We start from the raw sequence: 17,851 nt of genomic DNA on the forward strand, positions 1-17,851 counted from the left end.
CTGCCGATGAAGGATGCCGTCGACCGGCTGACTCCGCTGGGAGTCATGGTGCTCGCACTGTTGCGCGAGGGCGACATGCACCCGTACGAGATGCTGCGACTGATGCGCCAGCGGCACCACGATCGCCTGGTCGCCATCACCAACGGCACGATGTATCACACCGTGGGGCGGCTGGAGAAGGTCGGACTGCTCGGCGAGGTCGGTGTCGACCGCGATGGCAACCGACCCGAGCGCACCACGTACACCCTCACCGAAGCCGGCCGCGCGATCGTCAGTGAGTGGGTACGTCGCGAACTCGTCCGCATCGACCGCCCAGCCGAGTTCCGGGTGGCGCTGGCCGAGGCCCACAACCTGGACCGGCTCGAGGTCGCGGAGCTCTTGCGCCGTCGCCGCGACGCGCTCGCCGAGGCCCACCAGCTGTATCGCACCGGTCGCGACAAGTCTCGCGCCCTCGGGACACCCGAGCAGTTCCTGATCGAGGTGGAGCGCTCGGAGTTGCTGCTGGAGGCCGAGTTGCACTGGATCGACACCCTGATCGACCGCCTCGAGCGGCACACCCTGCCGTGGGGTGTCGCCGAGATCCCCGACTCACATCGCCACCACCGAGAACGAGAGGCCATCCGGCCATGACCGACCCCACCACCACAACCCCGACCACCGCAACCACACACAAGAACCCCTGGCCGGCGCTGTGGGCGCTGGTCATCGGCTTCTTCATGATCTTGGTCGACACGACGATCGTCTCGGTGGCGAATCCGGCCATCAAGGCCGCGCTCGACCCGAACACCAACAATCTCGACAACGTGGTCTGGGTCACCAGCGCCTATCTGCTCAGCTATGCCGTGCCATTGTTGATCACCGGCCGGCTCGGCGACCGGTTCGGACCGAAGAACATCTATCTCATCGGTCTCGCCATCTTCACCCTTGCCTCGCTCGGCTGCGGGTTGTCTGCCTCGCTCGGCGCGCTGGTCGCGATGCGCGCGGTCCAAGGTCTCGGTGCCTCGCTGATGACCCCGCAGACGATGGCTGTCATCACCCGCACCTTTCCACCGAACCGACGCGGCGCCGCCATGGGACTCTGGGGCGCGACGGCCGGAGTGGCGACACTGGTCGGCCCGCTCGCGGGCGGTCTGCTGGTGGACGGCTTCGGCTGGGAGTGGATCTTCTTCGTCAATCTTCCGGTCGGCGTGATCGGCTTCGTGCTGGCCTGGATCCTCGTGCCCAAGCTGCCGACCCATCCGCATCGCTTCGACGTCCTCGGCGTCCTGCTCAGCGCGCTCGCCCTGTTCCTCATCGTCTTCGGCCTGCAAGAGGGCGAGGCCTACGACTGGGGCACGATCTGGGGTCCGATCACTGTCTGGGGCATGATCATCGCCGGGGTCGTCGTCCTGGTGCTGTTCGTCTGGGCACAGTCTCGGACCAAGCGGGAGCCGCTCGTGCCGCTGGAGCTGTTCGGTGACAGGAACTTCTCGATCTCGAACCTGGCGATCGCGACCGTGGGTTTCACCGTCACCAGCATGTCGCTGCCGTTGATGTTCTTCATCCAGCTCGCCATCGGACTCACGCCGACTCGCGCTGCCCTGCTGATGATCCCGATGGCGGTGATCTCGGGGGTGCTCGCCCCCTTCGCCGGCCGGCTGCTCGATCGGACAGATCCACGATTCCTGCTCGTGCCGGGGCTGCTGCTCACTTCGCTCTCGCTGTTCTGGTACGCGTGGCTGATGAAACCCGACACGCCCGTGTGGATGTTCCTGTTGCCGTCGGCCCTGATGGGCCTGGGCAACGCCGGAATGTGGGGTCCGCTGGCGACCATCGCCACCCGGAACCTGCCGCCGCGACAGGCCGGCGCCGGGGCCGGCATCTACAACACCACCCGCACCATGGGCTCCGTCATCGGCTCCGCGGCGATCGCCGCCTTCATGCAGAGCCGGCTGGTGGCGAACCTGCCGGGAGCCGCAGAGCACAGCGGCGGCTTCGGCCAAGGTGCCCTCCCCGCATTCGTGGTCGACGGATTCTCCACCGCAATGTCCCAAGCGGTGTTGCTGCCGGCCTGCGTGCTGCTGATCGGCGTCGTGGCCGTGCTGTTCCTCCGCCGCCCGAAAGCTTCATCGACAGCGAACTGGCACGCCGCTCACGCCGCTCAGGGTGGTTCGGGTGGTCGACTGCGATAGTGGTGTCCGGTCGGAGTGGTGACCGCTTTTGGCCCGCGGGCGTCACACGTACGGGCGTTATGCGTCACGGCCGGTCGTTCGTGGCCCGCGGGCGCGAACCGTACTCCCGGCACGCCCAGCCGCCGATCGTCTGCGGCCCACAGGCGCAAGACGTACTTCCGGTCCACTCGACTTGCGGCCGCCTGCGGCCCGGCGGCGCCAAACACGCTCGTCTTGAGGCTCGGGCTGGGTCTTCGGGCATTGATGCAGCCACATCCCAGCCGTGAACCAGCCACCGCACCCGAGAGTTCGCCCTGAGATTCGGATGATCAGATCCATCGCGAACTCGAGGCGGACGCATCCCACAACCGCTGACGCTCCTCACATGAGCGCTTCGACAGCACTCGCCAGCTCCGAGGGGGAACGGCGGCCGTCCAACTCGACACCCGCACCCTGTCGTAGCAATGGCTCGATCTCGACCAGGTACTTGCGAATCTCGGCCTGTTGTTCTGCCGAACGACCGTACGGGTTGCTCGTCCGAGTCCCCACCCGCTCAATCAGCACTTCGACCGGAGCGCTGAGCAACACGACATGCTCGAACCGGTCATAGAAACGGCCTTGGTTCTCGACGGTCCCCGATACCACCACATCGTGGTGACTAGCCAGAAGATCACTCATCCGCAGCTCGTCCCAACGAGCGTCCAGTAACTTCCAGCCGTCGTAGTCCGTATCCACGGTCAGATGCCCACGCCGACGCAACTCTTCGAGCAGCGTCGACTTCCCAGCGCCAGACATGCCGGTGATGAGGATGCGAGCCACTCACTCCACCTCTGCCATGACCGTCACACTGGAACCCACGCTGGACACAGTCTCACATCCACCACGCGGCTTCGCCGGGCTTGGCGCGGCTCAGGGTGGTTGGGGTGGTCGGCTGCGGTAGTGGTGCCCGGTCGGGGTGACGATCTCCACGGTGTGGGTGTTGGTGTCGACGACTCGGACTGTCCAGCCGGGCATCTCGCGGATGTAGTTGCCGCGTTCACACACCCCACGTCCGTTGGTCGCGGTGCTGGGTCCGCCGTCGGTGTGACGGTGGATGTGGTCGAGGTGCCGGATCGGCGCCCCACAGAAGGGGTCGCGGCAGACTTGGTCGCGGCAGCGGATCAGATGGGCAAGCCAACTGCTGAACCGACGCTTGCGCTTGTCCGCGTCGACGATCAACTGGCCGCCATCGGGGGTGGGTCGGGTGAACAACCGGCGCCACCAGCACCTCGCCTCGGCATCTTTGATCAACTGACGGATCAGGTCGGCAGGGAGCACGTCGGTGCCGATGATCTCGGCGGGTCGTGGATCGTTCGGATCGAGCAGGGTGCCCAGCGGCATGATCACCCCGACCTCGAAGCCGGTGTCGTCGGCGGCTTCTTGGCCGGTCAACCGGGCGACCAGGGTGTCGGCCATGATCTGACCCCGCGACCGTTGATCACCAGCCGCTTTCGCCGATTTGGCGGCGGCATCCAGGGCGGCGTAGCAGGCGACCCCTTGCTCCACCGGCAGCAGGCCGGTGAGCAGACTCATCGTGTCCGGCGCCGGCCGCAACGTCACCCGGCGGTCCTTGCGTGCTTTCCTCGCTCGTTCGGTCGCGGCGACCGGATCCGCCTGATAGGCGAGTCGCTTCGCCGTGGTTTCGGCTCGCCGGGATCCCATCGACCCCAACTCCTTGCCCGCCAACTCAGCATCCAACCTGCTCCGGGTGGCCCGATCGAGATGCGAGAACTGGCCGACGATCAGGCGGGCCGTCCAGCCGCCGATCTCCCCGACAGCGAGCAGGTCCAGCAGGAGGGGCATATCGAGCACCAGATCCCGGGCGACATGCAACCTGCGGGATCCCTCCGACGGCGACACTTTGCACGCCAACGCGATCTGCTCACCGATCCCGGCACCGATCTTGCTCGGATGCACCCCAAGACGCAGCTGCTCAGCCGACTGGGACTGCGCGAAGGCGACCATCTCCACCGCCTTCACCGCCTCCAGACTCGCCTGCAAGCGTTCACACACCGCGATCCGATCAATCCGCGCCGCATCCCCGGCCAGACCCTGATCCATACCCCGGGCCGACACCAGGCCGTGCAGCCAGTCCAACGTCTCATCCAACCGAACCGTCACACCATCAGCCGCCGCCGCAGTCGTTGGCGTGTCCTCGGTGGCAGCGGCATCGTCGGGCGCAGCAGTATCGTCAGGCGCAGCAGTGTCGGGCAGGTCGATCCCCTCGACCGCCTCCAACACCGCCGCTGCACTCATACCCATGACGGTAGAGCAGACCACTGACAATTTCGGCTCTATGTTCGACTCAAACGCCTCATCTGACCTGAGGATTCGCTATGAGATTCGACTCCGCGAGACCTGCTGTACAGATCCGGCCACGGCCTCCCTGCCGGCCCGCGCATCTGACGCCCACGGGCCACCAACGTTCGCGAGTCAGGTGTCGCCCACCTACGTCTTGCGCCCACGGTCCACAAACGACCACAAACCAGGCGGGCGCCGCGTACGTCTTGCGCCCACGGGCCACAAACGACCGCGGGCCAGGCGGGCGCCGCGTACGTCTTGCGCCCACGGGCCACAAACCACCGCGAACCAAGCGTGCAACGCGTACGCCTTGCGCCCACGGGCCACAAACCACCGCGAACCAGGCGGCACCCGGGTACGTTTCGCGCCCACGGGCCACAAACGACCGCGAACCAGGCGGCACCCGGGTACGTTTCGCGCCCACGGGCCACAAACGACCGCGAACCAGGCAAGGCAAAGGCAGAGTCAGTCCACCAACTCGCGTACGACGGCATCGGCCAGCAGCCGCCCAGTCAGCGTCAATTTGAGCCGATCGTCAGCCACTGTCACCAGCCCACGCACGCCGAGATCACCAACCCGTCCCCGGCCGCGTGCCGAAAGGCGATCCAGCGGCATCCCCTCCGCCAGCCGGATCTCCAGCAGCACCTGCTCCAGCCGGCGGTCGTCAGCGGTCAAGATCTCCCGCGCCTGGGCCGGGGACTCCCCTGCCCCCAGCCGAGTCGCGTACGCGGCCGGATGCTTGACGTTCCACCACCGGGTGCCGCCGACATGGCTGTGGGCGCCGGGTCCGATGCCCCACCAGTGATCACCACGCCAGTAGCCCAGGTTGTGCCGGCAGACCGCGTCGGCCCGGGCCGCCCAGTTCGACACCTCGTACGCGTGAAAACCCTCGCCAGTCAACACTTCCTCAGCCAACAGGTACTTGTCGGCGAGGTCGTCGTCATCCGGCAACGGCAGCTCACCACGCCGCACCCGGGCCGCCAGCTTGGTGCCCTCCTCCACCACCAGGGCGTACGCGCTCACGTGGTCAGGATCGGCGCCGAGCGCCACGTCCAGACTGTGCCGCCAGTCGGTCAGTGTCTCCCCCGGTGTGCCGTAGATCAGATCCAGGCTGACCTGGTCGAAGCCCGCGGCCCGCGCCTCCGCCACCGCGGCGATCGGCCGGCCCGGCGAGTGCACCCGGTCCAAGGTGGCGAGCACGTGCGAGACGGCGGACTGCATGCCATACGAGATCCGCGTAAACCCGCCCGCCCGCAGTTCCGCCAGGGAGGCCGGCGTGACCGACTCGGGATTCGCCTCGGTGGTCACCTCGGCGTCGGTGGCCAGCCCGAACACGACGCGGATCCGGGCGAGCAGCTTGACCAGGTCCGAGGCCGCCAGCAGCGTCGGCGTCCCGCCACCGACGAACACGGTCGACACTTCGGGTGCGTACGACCCCAGCACTCGTGCCGCGAGATCGATCTCGGCCAGTGCCGCATCGAGGTACGCATCACCCGTCTCACCGAGATCTGACGAGACCTGCAGCTCTGCCACGGCGGAGCCGGTTCTCAGTTCACTCGGCGTATAGGTGTTGAAGTCGCAATAGCCGCAGCGCGTTCGGCAGAACGGCACGTGCAGATAGATGCCCAGCGGCCGGTCCCCGACCTCCAGCAGCGACGCTCCGGGAAGCGCTCCGTTGACGGGCGCCGGGTCACCGGGAGGCAGTGCAGAGGGCATGACGACTCAGAATAGGTGAGCCTCAGGGCAGCAGCACGATCTTGCCGCGAGTGTGCCCGGACAACACCGCCGCGTACCCCTCCGCAGCCCGCTCCAGCGGGAACGTCTGGACCTTGATCACCACCCGACTCTCCGCGAGCAGCCGAGCCGACTCGGCGAGCGCCGCCGCCTTGTCGATCTCCCCTCCGCCGGTGACCCGTGCCCCGGCATCCCCAGCGGAGAAATTGGCGATCGAGACCACCTGGGCCGGGTCACTCACCAGACCGGTGAGATCAGCGATCGGCGTCTTGCCGGCCACATCGAAAACCGCATCGAGCCTCGAATAGCCGGCATCGGCAAGCCGCGCCGCCAGCCCATCGCCGTACGTGATCGGGATGGCGCCGATCTCACGCAGATAGTCGGCGTTCCGTTCGCTGGCGCTGCCGAGCACCGTCGCGCCCCGAGCCTTGGCGATCTGCACCGCCACCGCACCGACCCCACCGGAGGCTCCATCGATCAACACGGTCGACCCCGGACCGACGCCAAGCAGCTCCAGACCGCGCGTAGCCGTCTCGACCACTGTGCCCGCGGCACCCGCCACACCCCAGTCGAGCGAAGCCGGCTTCGGTGCCCAACTGGTCAGCACGGCATGCTCCGCCTGAGTCTGGCGACCCAACCCGAAGACGTCGTCGCCGATCGCGACGCCGGTCACACCATCACCGATCTCGTCGACCACACCGGCGCCGTCCAGCCCCAAGCCGATCGGCTGGGCGAGTGGCCGACCGCCGGACGTCAGACCACGCAGCACCTTTCCGTCGAACGGGTTGATGCTCGCCGCGCCGACCTTGATCCGGATCTCTCCCGGCCCGGCGTGCGGCTCGGGCACGTCGTCGATCCTCAGCTGCTCTGGTCCGCCGTACGCATGGATCCGCAATGCCCGCATGTCGTCCTCCCGGTTGGCTCCTCGCAGGGCCAAACTAACCCTCAGCATCGAACTGTGCCACGGCATCGAACTGTGCCACGATCCGAAGGAGTTCTGATGGGGGCTGAGCACGACCAGCGCCGACCGGCACCGGACGTTCTTCGGCCACCCCTGGGGGCTGGCCAACCTCGCCGGTGTCGAGATGTGGGAGCGATTCAGCTTCTACGGGATGCAGGCGATCCTCGTCTACTACCTCTACTACTCCCTCACCGACGGAGGGCTCGGCCTGCCCGAACCGACGGCGACCTCCATCGTCGGCGCGTACGGCGGCTTGGTCTATCTGAGCGCCATCCTCGGCGCCTGGGTCGCCGACCGACTGTTCGGCGCCGAGCGGACCCTCACCTACGCCGCCACGCTGATCATGATCGGGCACATCGCGCTGGCCGTCTTCCCCGGCATCACCGGCGTCGGGATCGGTCTGATCTGTGTTGCGGTCGGGTCAGGCACCCTGAAGGCGACCACGAGCTCGGTGTTGGGCGATATGTACGCACCGACCGACGCCCGTCGCGATGGCGGGTTCTCGATCTACTACATGGGAGTGAATCTGGGTGCCTTCTTCGGGCCGCTGCTGACCAGCGCGGCGTGGGGTTGGAAGGGCTTCCACTGGGGCTTCGGGCTCGCGGCGATCGGCATGGCGCTCGGTCTCGCCCAGTATCTGCTGATGCGCCGCTCCACCCTCGGCGATGCGGGACACGAGGTGACCAACCCGCTCGATCGCGCCGGCCGGGTCCGCTATGGTCTGATTGCCTTGGGCGTACTCGCGGTGATCGTGATTCTGGCGCTGGTCGGGGTGATCACGGCGGCCCGACTGTCCGGCATTGTCGTCATGATCACGTTCGCCGCCGCCATCGCCCTCTTCGCGATCATGCTCACCAGCAAGAACATCGACACCGTGGAACGCCATCGGGTGCAGTCGTTCATCCCGATGTTCATCGCCTCGGCGATCTTCTGGTCGTTGTTCCAACAGCAGTTCACCGTGGTGGCGCTCTACGCCGACCAGCGCCTCGATCTGAACGTGTTCGGCATGACGCTGCCGCCGAGCGTCGTGCAGTCGATCAATCCCGTCTTCATCATCATCTTCGCCGGCGTGTTCGCCGGGATGTGGACCAAGCTCGGAGACCGGCAGCCGAGCACCCCGGTCAAGTTCGCACTCGGCACCATCATCATGGGCGTCGCGTTCCTGCTCTTCCTGCCGTACGCCGACGGGGGCCCAGGCAGCACTCCGCTGCTGTGGATGGTGCTGATCCTGTTCTTCTTCACGATGGCCGAGTTGTGTCTGTCACCGGTCGGCCAGTCGCTGTCCACCAAGCTGGCACCGAAGGCGTTCCACACCCAGATGATCGCGCTGTTCTTCTTGTCCATCGCGGTCGGCACCGCCGGCGCCGGCTCGTTGGCCGAGTTCTATGACTCGTCCAACGAGGTGCCGTACTTCGCCTTCCTCGGCGGCGCTTCGATCGTGGTCGGCGTGGCCCTGCTGGTCTTCCGGAAGGCGATCTCGCGGCTGATGGAGGGGGTGCACTGAGCGGCTGGCAACAGCTAGTCGCAAGTCGCGAGGAGAGCGAAACCGCCGTCCCGCCGCTGACCATGTTGGAAACCCTCGACAAGGATCTCGCCCGAACGCAGCCGCGGACCGGTAGAGCGCGACTCGGTAGAAACCAGGAACTTGCGCGGTCCCTCTGAGCCGAGGCGCATGGACTGTACGGCCACACCGCAGTTGGGCAACTTCACGGCATTGGTCTTGACGATGTAACGACCGGCCGAGTCCGATGGCCGGCGGATCTTCACCTTGGTGGACGAGTCGACGACCTTGCCGGATGCGCTGACCACCGCCCAGACCTGGGGACTACCATCCCGCCCGTCCTTACCATTGGTCCCGTCCTTGCCGGGTTGGCCCAATTTGCCGTCAACCCCATCTTTGCCGGGTTGGCCGTCTTTCCCGTTGGTTCCGTCGATACCGTTGGTCCCGTCCTTACCGTTGGTCCCGTCCGTGCCATTGGTCCCGTCCGTGCCATTGGTCCCATTCGTTCCGGGGTCTCCCTGGTCGCCCTTCTCTCCCTTCTCGCCCGTCCTGCCAGTTGGTCCCTGCTGCATCACCACGATGGGCTCCGAGCCTTCGGACGCACACTCCTCCTTGGTGGCACCGACCTTGACGGTGGCCGTGTCCTTCGCGACGCACAGGATGATCGCACCAGATTGGACTGGGAGGTCAGCGGGATTGTTCATACATGGCTTCGTTGTCGTGCCGAAGAACAGGGCGGCTGGAGTTGGTTGAAGAAAACCGACAACGCCGGCAGGCAGGAACCACAATGCAGACGGGCTTGGTGCGCAGATCTGCCGGCTGACTATCCTTTCGGTGCGAATGAGGTGGATTGAGCGGTCTGGTTGCTTGTCCTCCTTCTGATCATCCTCGTTCTGGTTCGTCACTTCGCCGTCCGCCAAGAACGAGGTGAAGTCACCCGTCTCTCCAAGGACCCATCCGCTCATCAGCCCTTCTGGATTGATGCGCTCGATCTGCTCCCGCGGCAACCACGACGCCGAGAACAACTGGATCACAAGAAGCACCCCTATCGTCACCCCCACCAGTGCCAGCCCGGCGATCACGCCAACCATGACTGCGAGTCTCTGCTTTTCCTGAAGGACTAGGCTAAGCAGGACAAGGACCACAAACAGGACCGCAACCAATACGAGTCCGATTGGCAGAAACACCATGCCGAGCAAGACTGCCGTGGGGAACATGACCCAGCCGATCCACCGGTGACGTCTCGTGCTTGCCCGGCCCGGGCCCGCCAGGAAGAAGAGACCCATGGCCACGACGCTGAGGATCGCCAGGGGCTGCAAGGTCGAGACAATGAGTGCGACCCCCAAGTCGCCCAATGTCTGGTGTCGCACGACCTCGAGCATGATCGTCGGATCGAAGCCGGCGAAGGCGACCAACCTCACGAATGCCCAGAGTGTCAAGATGATGCCTGCGACAGAGGCAACGATCGAGAATGACCCCGACACGAACTGCACCACATCACTGAGTTCACCTCGGAGCGCATCCCCTACCCGAGCCCACCACGTGGGTCGCGAGGCGCTATCCGGGGACCGATTGATCGTTGACACCCTTTGTCCGTCCTTGGACTGGCTCAGACACCCACGCCCTGAACAGGTCAGCACCGCCAGATCGATTGGGTTCTGGACCGGTGGTTCGATCTCGCGCGGCAACGCCAATCGCGTCCAACAGTGACGACTTGTCAACATCGGCGGTCGCGATACTGTCGTCAAGCAGCGACGCCAGCGACGCGAAACTCGGAGCCTCGATCCGCAGTTCCCAGACCGGGTCTTCCGTCGAGTTGACCGGTTGCATTAGGACCGCGACGAGTCCCCGCTCTGCGATCTTCGGCAGCACCTTCTGCAACTCCGAACCGAAGGACGACTGTTTCGCCGCCGCCACCTGCCATCTGAGTACCGCCACGGCCGCTGGCTGGATAGTTGCCCCACCCGACGTCCTTGACCGAGTTCCCTTAGCCTCAGCCATGCTCGTCACCCGTCCGGTCTGATCTCTTCATGGGTACGGCTGTCCCGAGTTGGCGGCCTGGTTCCGGCTCGCAATGTCGGCGGAGAGCACCGTAGCGGAGGTCTTGTCGTCTGCTGCGAGCGTCGGCTTTGGTGAGCGCATGGCTGTCATTCGCCCGAGCAGATCGAACCAGAAGGGTGCACCGAGTGAGATCAGCGCGGCCGTGAGGATCCACCCCAAGATGCGAAGCGCCCAAACCGCGTCGCCGGACGATTCTTCACCCCACCCGATCGGGATACCCAACTGGGACAGCTGATCGGCCTTGTCAGCGACCGATTCGATGGTCTCTGCCAATGTCTCGTCAGTGCCTGTGGTCGTCGATTGGCCAGACCCCTCGGCGGCGGCAACGACCGCCGTACGAGTTGCGCTGTTGCGCCACAACTCTTGTGCTACATGCGGAACGGATGCGTTGAGAGCTCCGCAGAGAACCAGGCCCAGGACGAAGAGCCAGACAGCACTGCGTTTGCGGTAGCGCGATGACAGACCCGCCATCGCCTCGTCGAACCATCGTTCCAGTCCCGCTCGGAATGCCACAGCGTCATTCCCGACACTTTCTTCCAACACAGCCACCCGTTTGCCCAGCGGCCCGGTCAGCTGGGCACCTCCCCGCAGCTGCTCCTCGACCGCTTCAGCAAACGACTTGGCCGACATGTAGGCCGGTCGAACCTGCCCTCGTGCCGCGACGGCTCCCTGGTAGACCGATGTCTCCTTAAACGAGTCCCAGGCCCGGGCCGCGGAATCATCAAGCTTCGGCGCCCCTACGGTCTGCACCAGATGCGTGAGGGCACGCTTCACCCCTCCCTCCCCTGGACTGCCCGCGAGGAAGGACTTGAGTGCCGCCTCGAGATCTTTTGACCGAGAGTTCAGTAGCCGGCGTACAAGTTCCAGAAAAGCCGATGCTGCCGTCGCCAACACAAACAGCAGGAATGCTATGCCAATGCCCGTTTCCAGCACCTGTGAACTCAGCATCAGCTTGTCCTAACCGTCGAAGAACGGTGATACGGAGAGCACCATATCGAGCTTCGAGCCACTTATTCAATAGTTATTCTTGGCGATCTCGACGCCCGTCGAGATCGCCGACAAGACGACCTCCGCGAGGTCTGCATTATTGCATAGGGCGACTACCCTATTCTGAACGGAGTAGCGCTGTGACAGTGAAGAAATCTGCCGGTTTGCTGCCGCCGAGACATCCTCAACCTCAACGCGAGTGACAGCGATCTGACAGCGGTCAGTCGTACGGTCTGCTCATGAGTGATGCCGAGACCTACGCCGAGCGGCTGTTCGCCGCGAGCATGAGCACGTACGAGACGTTCGGCGTGTACGCCGGGCTGCGGCTGGGCTGGTTCGCGGCACTGGCCGACGAGTCGCTGACCAGCACTGAGCTCGCCGAGCGCACCAGCACCCAGGAGCGCTACTGCCGGGAGTTCTGCGAGTTCATGGCCAGCCTGGGGACACTGACCGTCACCACCGGCTCACCGACGAGCCGACGGTTCGCACTGCCGCCCGGACCGGCGGAGGTGCTGCTGGACGAGCAGAGCCTCAACTATCTCGGGCCGCTGGGGCGGATGGCGGTCGCGGCGGGCCGCCGGATCGACGATCTGCTGGACGCCTACCGAACCGGCGGCGGGGTCAGTTGGGCCGACCTGGGCAACGATGCTCGCGAATCTCAGGCGGCTTTGAACCGTCCCTGGTTCACCCGGCGCCTCGGACCAGCGCTGGCCGACGTGCCGGACCTGCACGCTGAGCTCGGCCGGGCGGGCGCCCGGATCGCCGATGTCGGCTGCGGGGGTGGCTGGTCGGCTCTCGCCCTGGCCCGCGCCTATCCCGACGCCACCGTGATCGGACTCGACGTCGACGAGCCGTCGATCAGCGCCGCCCGGTCCGCCGCCGAGGCGGAGGGACTGGCCGACCGAGTCAGCTTCGTGCTGGCCAACGGCGCGACCCTGACCGAGCTCGGACCGTTCGACGCGGCCTTCGCCTTCGAGTGCCTGCACGACATGCCGCGACCGGTGGAGGTGCTGACGGCGATCCGGGACGCGGTGCGACCGGGCGGACCGGTGGTGATCATGGACGAGGCCGTCGACGACGAGTTCCGCGCACCGGCCGGCGAGATCGACCAGTGCATGTATGCCTTCAGCCTGTTCATCTGCCTGCCGGACGGCCTGTCATCGTCTCCCTCGGCAGGCACGGGCACCGTGATGCGGCCATCGACGCTGGCGGACTATGCCCGGCACGCCGGCTTCAGCGCAGTGACGGTGCTGCCGATCAGCGACTTCGGGTTCTTCCGGTTCTATCGGCTGAGCTGAGTTGAGTCGGGAGGAGCAGCGAGAGCGTGCAGGGCGAAGTCGATGACCTGCTCGTCGCGCAGCCCGCGGCCGTCGGTCAACCGGTCGCGTGCCGCCGCTCCCAGCTCCTCACTCAGGCGCCGAGCGGTCACCGTCAACAGCGCCGCGTCGTCGCCGTATCCGGCCGCGCCGCGCTCGGTGACCAGCAGTGCGGCGGCCAGGACGAGGGCATCCGCCCGTTGGTCGGCACGCAGGACCTGCACCACGTTGCGCAGCGTCGTCCACTGGTGAGTCAGGTCGCCGCGCAGCCGCCAGTGCCGGATCACCTCGGCGAACAGTCGGCGAGCGACATCGAGCCGGCCGGACCGGTGTGCGGCGGAGGCTGCGGAGACGAGCGTGACCCCGGTCAGATACTCGTCACCGGAGGCGCGGGCCCGTCCCAGGGCATCGTCCAGCACGCCGTACGCCCGAGACGGGTCGTCGGACAGCAGCAGTTCGCCCTCGACATATCTGGCCCAGTCCGCGACACTCGCCCGACCGGCGCGCTCGGCGGCGACGCGCAACTGCACCACCTCGCCGAGCGGCACCGTGCCCCCGCCGTAGCGCCGCGCAAGCAGCGCGGTGCACTCCATCATCTGCGCCGTCCCGACCACCTCGGGATGTGCGGTCACCAGCTCGGTCACCCGATCCCGGCACTCCAGCACGGTCGACAGCTCGCCGGCGAACAAGGCCACGTCGGCCCGGACCGCCAACCCGTACGCCAGGCAGGATGCGTCGGCACCGGCCAGCACGATCGCCTCGTCGGCCAATGCGGCCGCACGCGGCAGGTGGCTGGTGAAACGGGCGCCCGCGGCCGCAACCGCCACCACCCAGGGGTCCCGGGGTGGATCCGGATGGGCCAGAACGAGTTCCGCCCAGCCGACCGCCTCGCCGAGCAAGGCATGCTCGACGAGCAGCACAGCGCCGCCGGCGATCCGGGACACCAGCTCGGGTCGATGCTCCACAGCCCAGCCGAAAGCGGCTCGCAGCTCGTCCACCGCCGCCAGCAAGCGCCGAACCTCTCGAGGGTGACCCGGGCCGTACAGCTCGGCTCGTCCGGCAACCGCCCGGTCGGCATACAACGTCGCGTGCGCGGCATGGACAGCCTCCTCGTCAGGCCGAGCGGCGAGCCGCGTCCGGCCGTACTCGCGGACGGTTTCCAGCAGCTGCAGCCGACCGGTGGCCGGCGCGCGGGCGACCATCGACGAGTCGACCAGGGTGGCCAGCGACCAGCCCGGATCACTGGTCTCGCCGAGCCGGGTGAGCAGGTCGGTCGCGTCGCCGAGGGAGAACTCTCCGGCGAACACGCTCACCGCCTCGAAGACCCGCTGCGCCTCGGGCGCCAGCCGGAGGTACGACCAGTCGATCAACGCGGCGAGGCTCCGGTGCCGTGGATCGCCGCCCGGACCCCCACGCAACACGGATTGATGCCACGACCAGCGCTCCAGCAGCTCGGCCGGGCTGATCACATCGACTCGGCTGGCCGCCAGCTCGACGGCCAATGGCAGCCCATCCAGCCGGCGACACAACTCCTCCACCACATCGTCGGCCGTGGCGAAGTCGGGCTGCCGCCGACGTGCCCGGCGGCGGAACAGCTCGGCCGCCGCCCCTGGCGCCAGTGGGCCCAAGCGCAGCACATGCTCGGCCGAGAGCCGCAGCGCCACGCGGGACGTGGCCAGCACCCGCAGGCCCGGACATTCCGCCAGCAGCCGATCGACCAGGTCGGCGATCTCGACGGCCAGGTGCTCACAGTTGTCCAGCACCAGCAGCACCTCCTGGGCGCGGAACCGGTCGAACAGCTGTGACCGTGGTCCGGCCCGGCCGACCGGCAGTTGCAGCACGGTGCAGATCGCCGCCGCCAGGTCGTCACCTGGCTCCAGTCGGGCGAGCTCGCTCACCACCACCCCGTCGGCGTACCCGTCGGCAACCTGGCGTGCGACCCGGTTCGCCAGGGTCGTCTTGCCGATACCACCAGGACCCAGGACGGTGACCAATCGCGCGGTCGCCAGCAGCGCGGCGAGAGCACGCTCATCCGCGCCCCGACCGAGCACCTCCGTGACCGGCGGCAGACCGATCGTCCGCGGTGACGAACCGGTTCGCAGCAGCGCACGCTGCGCCGCGGCTGCTCCAGGAGACGGCTCCAAGCCGAGGTCGTCGCGGAGCCTCCGACGCAGGTCGGCGTAGACGGCCAACGCCTCACCGGTGCGGCCGGAAACGTCGAGACACCGCATCAGCAGCACGACGGGACGCTCGTCGTACGGGCGATCGACGATCAGCACCGTCAGCCGTTCCTGCGCCGTGCTGGGCTGGCCCGCCGCCAGTTCGGCCTCGGCCAGGTCGGCGACCGCGCCGGCCCTCAGCTCGGTCAGCGCCACAGCCTCCTCGCGGACGAAGCCCTCGTCGGCCAACAGACCGTACGCGTCGCCGCGCCAGAGACCGAGCGCCTCGATCAGCACCGCGACTCGATCCTCGGCGACAGCGGTGGCTCGTGCCCGGGACAACAGGCCACGGAAGGCCGACGCGTCGAGGGACTCCGCGGTCACGCGCAGGGCGTACCCCTCCGGATGAGTGAGCACCTCCGGTCCCCCACCCGCACCCCGGATGGCTCGCCGCAGGCGGGAGATCAAGGTCTGTACCGCGTTGCCCAGGTGATCGGGGAGGTCGTCGCCCCAGACGATGCCGGCCAACCGGTCGGCCGAAGACACCCCACCGGCATGGGCGGCCAACGCGGCCAGCAGCCGGCGTACGCGGGGCGCCAGCACGACGGTTGTCCCGTCGGCAGCGAGCAACTCGACCGGACCGAGGACACAGACCCTGGCCGGCACCGCAGTACTACTTCTTGTCGGCCTTGGTGGGCTCAGCGGTGGACAGCGCGGCGACGAAGGCCTCCTGGGGGACCTCGACGCGGCCGACCATCTTCATCCGCTTCTTGCCCTCCTTCTGCTTCTCGATCAGCTTGCGCTTGCGGGTGATGTCGCCGCCGTAGCACTTGGCGAGCACGTCCTTGCGGATGGCGCGAATGGTCTCCCGCGCGATCACCCGGGAGCCGATCGCGGCCTGCACGGGCACCTCGAACTGCTGCCGCGGAATCAGCTCCTTGAGCTTGCCGACCATCAGCAGCCCATAGGAGTACGCCTTGTCCTTGTGCACGATCGCGGAGAACGCATCGACCGGGTCGCCGTGCAGCAGGATGTCGACCTTGACCAGGTCGGCCTGCTCCTCTCCGGAGGGCTCGTAGTCGAGGCTGGCGTACCCCTTGGTCCGCGACTTCAGCGCGTCGAAGAAGTCGAAGACGATCTCGGCCAGCGGCAGGGTGTAGCGGATCTCGACCCGGTCCTCGGACAGATAGTCGAGGCCTTGCTGGATGCCCCGCCGGTTCTGGCACAGCTCGAGGATGGTGCCGATGTACTCCGCCGGGCTGAGGATCGTTGCCTTCACCGTGGGCTCGTAGACGGCGGCGATCTTGCCGTCGGTCGGGTATTCGCTCGGGTTGGTGACGGTCAGCTCGCGGCCGTCCTCCATCTGCAGCCGGTAGACCACGTTCGGCGCGGTGGAGATCAGGTCGAGGTTGAACTCCCGCTCCAGCCGCTCCCGAACGATCTCCATGTGCAGCAGTCCGAGGAATCCGATCCGGAATCCGAAGCCCAGCGCCCCGGACGTCTCGGGCTCGTAGACCAGCGCAGCGTCGTTGAGCTGCAGCTTGTCCAGCGCCTCGCGCAGATCGGGATAGTCGGCGCCGTCGATCGGGTAGAGCCCGGCGTAGACCATCGGGTTCGGGTGCCGATAGCCGCCGAGATCGCGAGTGGCCGGCTTGGCGGCCGAGGTGACCGTGTCACCCACCCGGGACTGCCGGACCTCCTTCACCCCCGTGATCAGATAGCCCACCTCGCCGACCCCGAGCGCCCCGGCCTTGGTGGGCTCCGGGGAGATGACTCCGACCTCGAGGGTCTCGTGGGTGGCCTTGGTCGACATCATCAGCACCCGCTCGCGGTGCGACAGCTCGCCGTCGACCACACGCACGTAGGTGACCACGCCGCGGTAGGTGTCGTACACGGAGTCGAAGATCAGCGCCCGGGCAGGGGCGTCAGCGTTGCCCTCCGGCGGCGGGATCTGGGCGACGATCTCGTCCAGCAGGTCGGCCACGCCCTCGCCGGTCTTCGCGCTGACCTTGAGCACGTCGGACGGGTCGCAGCCGATGATGTGAGCCAGTTCGGCGGCGTACTTCTCCGGTTGCGCGCTCGGCAGATCGATCTTGTTGAGCACCGGGATGATGTGCAGGTCGGCGTCGATGGCCAGATAGAGGTTGGCCAGCGTCTGCGCCTCGATCCCCTGCGCCGCGTCGACCAGCAAGATGGCGCCCTCGCAGGCGGCCAGCGACCGCGACACCTCGTAGGTGAAGTCGACGTGGCCAGGGGTGTCGATCATGTTCAGGATGTAGGTGTTGTCGTCCCCAGGTGGCTGCCAGGGCATCCGGACGGCTTGGGACTTGATGGTGATGCCGCGCTCGCGTTCGATGTCCATCCGGTCCAGATACTGCGCGCGCATGGAGCGGGCGTCGACCACCCCGGTCAGCTGAAGCATCCGGTCGGCCAACGTGGACTTGCCGTGGTCGATGTGAGCGATGATGCAGAAGTTGCGGATGATCGCCGGGTCGGTCCGTCCGGGCTGAGGTGCGCCGGTACGGCCGCGGCCGGGCGAGATCGAGGTCACGAGGTTGGTCTCCAGGTCCATCGGATGGGTCAGACGGGTCAAGCGCCCATCATTCCATCCCGCGCCGCCCTAGCGCCCGTATGCCTCCGTT

General features: G+C 66.9%; 12 protein-coding genes. 4 read left to right on the forward strand and 8 right to left on the reverse strand.

The window, feature by feature from the left end:
* Positions 1 to 6: 6 nt before the first annotated feature.
* Positions 7 to 630, forward strand: a complete 624-nt coding sequence (locus MLP_RS16585) for a PadR family transcriptional regulator (RefSeq protein WP_041790166.1) — start codon at positions 7 to 9, stop codon at positions 628 to 630.
* Positions 627 to 2,171 carry a DHA2 family efflux MFS transporter permease subunit gene (locus MLP_RS16590; RefSeq protein ID WP_013864310.1) on the forward strand — a complete coding sequence of 515 codons (1,545 nt, stop codon included), beginning with the start codon at positions 627 to 629 and terminating at the stop codon, positions 2,169 to 2,171. The genes MLP_RS16585 and MLP_RS16590 overlap by 4 nt, the downstream gene beginning before the upstream one ends.
* Positions 2,172 to 2,531: 360 nt before the next feature.
* On the opposite strand, the gene MLP_RS16595 is transcribed toward MLP_RS16590, so the two are convergent.
* The 4 genes from MLP_RS16595 to MLP_RS16610 all read right to left on the reverse strand — a co-directional run bounded on the left by MLP_RS16595 (position 2,532) and on the right by MLP_RS16610 (position 7,161).
* Positions 2,532 to 2,969 carry an AAA family ATPase gene (locus MLP_RS16595; RefSeq protein WP_013864311.1) on the reverse strand — a complete coding sequence of 146 codons (438 nt, stop codon included), beginning with the start codon at positions 2,967 to 2,969 and terminating at the stop codon, positions 2,532 to 2,534.
* A 90-nt stretch (positions 2,970 to 3,059) separates the two neighbouring features.
* On the reverse strand, positions 3,060 to 4,475 hold the full coding sequence (locus MLP_RS16600; RefSeq protein ID WP_083843854.1) for a DUF222 domain-containing protein: 1,416 nt from the start codon (positions 4,473 to 4,475) through the stop codon (positions 3,060 to 3,062).
* A 480-nt stretch (positions 4,476 to 4,955) separates the two neighbouring features.
* The gene (gene hemW / locus MLP_RS16605) at positions 4,956 to 6,206 is read right to left on the reverse strand and encodes a radical SAM family heme chaperone HemW (RefSeq protein ID WP_013864313.1); all 1,251 of its coding nucleotides are present in this window, start codon (positions 6,204 to 6,206) and stop codon (positions 4,956 to 4,958) included.
* A 22-nt stretch (positions 6,207 to 6,228) separates the two neighbouring features.
* Positions 6,229 to 7,161 (reverse strand): NADP-dependent oxidoreductase, encoded by a 933-nt coding sequence (locus MLP_RS16610; protein ID WP_197536426.1) that lies wholly within the window; start codon positions 7,159 to 7,161, stop codon positions 6,229 to 6,231.
* 70 nt (positions 7,162 to 7,231) lie between these two features.
* Between MLP_RS16610 and MLP_RS16615 the strand changes: the two genes are divergently transcribed.
* Positions 7,232 to 8,689: a peptide MFS transporter gene (locus tag MLP_RS16615; RefSeq protein ID WP_041790168.1), complete on the forward strand. Its 1,458-nt coding sequence runs from the start codon at positions 7,232 to 7,234 to the stop codon at positions 8,687 to 8,689.
* 14 nt (positions 8,690 to 8,703) lie between these two features.
* Here MLP_RS16615 and MLP_RS28630 read toward each other — a convergent pair whose 3' ends face one another.
* Positions 8,704 to 10,182 (reverse strand): collagen-like protein, encoded by a 1,479-nt coding sequence (locus tag MLP_RS28630; RefSeq protein ID WP_041790170.1) that lies wholly within the window; start codon positions 10,180 to 10,182, stop codon positions 8,704 to 8,706.
* A 532-nt stretch (positions 10,183 to 10,714) separates the two neighbouring features.
* Positions 10,715 to 11,695 carry a hypothetical protein gene (locus MLP_RS16630; RefSeq protein ID WP_013864318.1) on the reverse strand — a complete coding sequence of 327 codons (981 nt, stop codon included), beginning with the start codon at positions 11,693 to 11,695 and terminating at the stop codon, positions 10,715 to 10,717.
* Between the two features lie 278 nt (positions 11,696 to 11,973).
* Here MLP_RS16630 and MLP_RS16635 point away from each other — a divergent pair, with 278 nt between their 5' ends.
* On the forward strand, positions 11,974 to 13,032 hold the full coding sequence (locus MLP_RS16635) for a class I SAM-dependent methyltransferase (RefSeq protein WP_013864319.1): 1,059 nt from the start codon (positions 11,974 to 11,976) through the stop codon (positions 13,030 to 13,032).
* Here MLP_RS16635 and MLP_RS16640 read toward each other — a convergent pair.
* Together MLP_RS16640 and lepA are read right to left on the reverse strand one after the other, a co-directional pair.
* On the reverse strand, positions 13,017 to 15,875 hold the full coding sequence (locus MLP_RS16640) for a BTAD domain-containing putative transcriptional regulator (RefSeq protein WP_013864320.1): 2,859 nt from the start codon (positions 15,873 to 15,875) through the stop codon (positions 13,017 to 13,019). The two genes, MLP_RS16635 and MLP_RS16640, sit on opposite strands and share 16 nt — an antisense overlap.
* 7 nt (positions 15,876 to 15,882) lie before the next feature.
* Complete coding sequence (gene lepA, locus MLP_RS16645) at positions 15,883 to 17,781, reverse strand: translation elongation factor 4 (RefSeq protein ID WP_013864321.1); 1,899 nt, start codon at positions 17,779 to 17,781, stop codon at positions 15,883 to 15,885.
* Between the last annotated feature and the right edge of the window lie 70 nt (positions 17,782 to 17,851).

Source organism: Microlunatus phosphovorus NM-1 (assembly GCF_000270245.1).
In the GTDB taxonomy this organism is placed as follows: domain Bacteria; phylum Actinomycetota; class Actinomycetes; order Propionibacteriales; family Propionibacteriaceae; genus Microlunatus; species Microlunatus phosphovorus.

Excerpts from the sequence above, each read along its gene's own strand:
- MLP_RS16585 (WP_041790166.1), top strand. The coding sequence starts at position 7 with ATGAAGGATGCCGTCGACCGGCTGACTCCGCTGGGAGTCATGGTGCTC.
- hemW (WP_013864313.1), bottom strand. The coding sequence starts at position 6,206 with ATGCCCTCTGCACTGCCTCCCGGTGACCCGGCGCCCGTCAACGGAGCG.
- lepA (WP_013864321.1), bottom strand. The coding sequence starts at position 17,781 with ATGGACCTGGAGACCAACCTCGTGACCTCGATCTCGCCCGGCCGCGGC.
- MLP_RS16630 (WP_013864318.1), bottom strand. The coding sequence starts at position 11,695 with ATGCTGAGTTCACAGGTGCTGGAAACGGGCATTGGCATAGCATTCCTG.
- MLP_RS16590 (WP_013864310.1), top strand. The coding sequence starts at position 627 with ATGACCGACCCCACCACCACAACCCCGACCACCGCAACCACACACAAG.
- MLP_RS16635 (WP_013864319.1), top strand. The coding sequence starts at position 11,974 with ATGAGTGATGCCGAGACCTACGCCGAGCGGCTGTTCGCCGCGAGCATG.